The following is a 1,192-nucleotide window of genomic DNA, read 5'->3' on the forward strand; positions in this document are numbered from 1 at the left end:
GGCACACATGACTACCGATAAAGGAAGGCAACCCTCAGATTACTTTCACTTAACCACCGAAGAACATTCAAAAGAGCACACCGGCAAACCAAAAAGAAAAAAAAGGAAGAGAAACAAATGAAGACCATTGATGATCATTGCGACCACAGCCTCCTGGACAAAGGCATCATGAACTGACAGAACCCACAGGAATGGGCACCAGCATTTCCTGCAGGTTTACCTTGCCAGTGTCGTCATACCCCCTGAAGCGCTTCTCACTGATCACCGCAAATCCTCTTTGCTCAAGCACTTGTTTTGCCAGGGGTGATTTCAGGGTTTGCTGGGTTAATGTGCCAAGGCTCATAAGTATCCCTTGGGATTGCAGTCGTTGCACCTCTTGGGCGATGGCCTCTTGTGTTGCCATGCTGAGCAGACTGAAACCCTGGCGACACTGCATCTTTTCCAGCCGGGTCATCCCTGTTGGCACCTGCACTTGCCTGAGGTCATGGAAGCTATTATGGATGCCACGGGTAATCCCCTTTTGCCGGTCAGTCTTGCAGTCTTTATGGTCAGGGCTGGAACAGGTGTGAATGCCTGCTCGGCTGGCAATAAAACGCCGGACATTATCATCCAGGTAGTTTTCCATGTTCTGCAGTGGCAAGGGGGTCAGTTCAAATTTCTCTTTAATGGCCGTCCTGTCAGGTTTGAGATGATACGTCTGGGTATAGGAATCCGCCCGACAGTCTCTATCTACTATGGCTGCCAGTGACCTGTAACAGATCAGCGGCACCATGCATGGCGGCTTCCAGTTGGCGTTGGAAGTCCGGCTTCAGGGCAGGGTCACCGGTGAAATCCCTGGTGAGTTGCGACGGCAGATCCAAACGCCGGGGGTCAAACCCTGTAAGCGGGTGTCGGCCTGTGCAGAATCCCGGGAACGAGGCATCAACCCCGGTGCATCGGATAAAGTCCATGCGGTCAGCAAAGCGCAGTACCCGCAGATAACGGCGAACCGATGGGGAAATATTCTGGTTGCTCTTGCCATGTACGTCGTCTTCCTTGCTGGCCAGCGCCTCGGCTATACCATCCAGCTGTTGTTGTGGATACTGCCCCTTCAGATCCCGTTTGAAATAGTAACCCCCCCTGACTTCTTCATCTCGTTTGGGAACATCTTCCGCTGCGGCGTCATGATAGATAATGGCCAGCGACAACAGGT

At 52.4% G+C, this 1,192-nt stretch carries 2 protein-coding genes; both read right to left on the reverse strand.

Translation table 11 applies throughout. The features are described 5' to 3' along the window. Positions 1–166: 166 nt before the first annotated feature. Complete coding sequence (locus tag KDK15_RS01360; protein WP_257293572.1) at positions 167–772, reverse strand: hypothetical protein; 606 nt, start codon at positions 770–772, stop codon at positions 167–169. Beyond that, on the reverse strand, positions 726–1,192 hold a 467-nt coding region (locus KDK15_RS01365), incomplete at its 5' end, for a hypothetical protein (RefSeq protein WP_257293573.1). The genes KDK15_RS01360 and KDK15_RS01365, both read right to left, overlap by 47 nt.

Origin of the sequence: Endozoicomonas sp. YOMI1 (genome assembly GCF_024606345.1) — a bacterium.
GTDB lineage: Bacteria > Pseudomonadota > Gammaproteobacteria > Pseudomonadales > Endozoicomonadaceae > Endozoicomonas.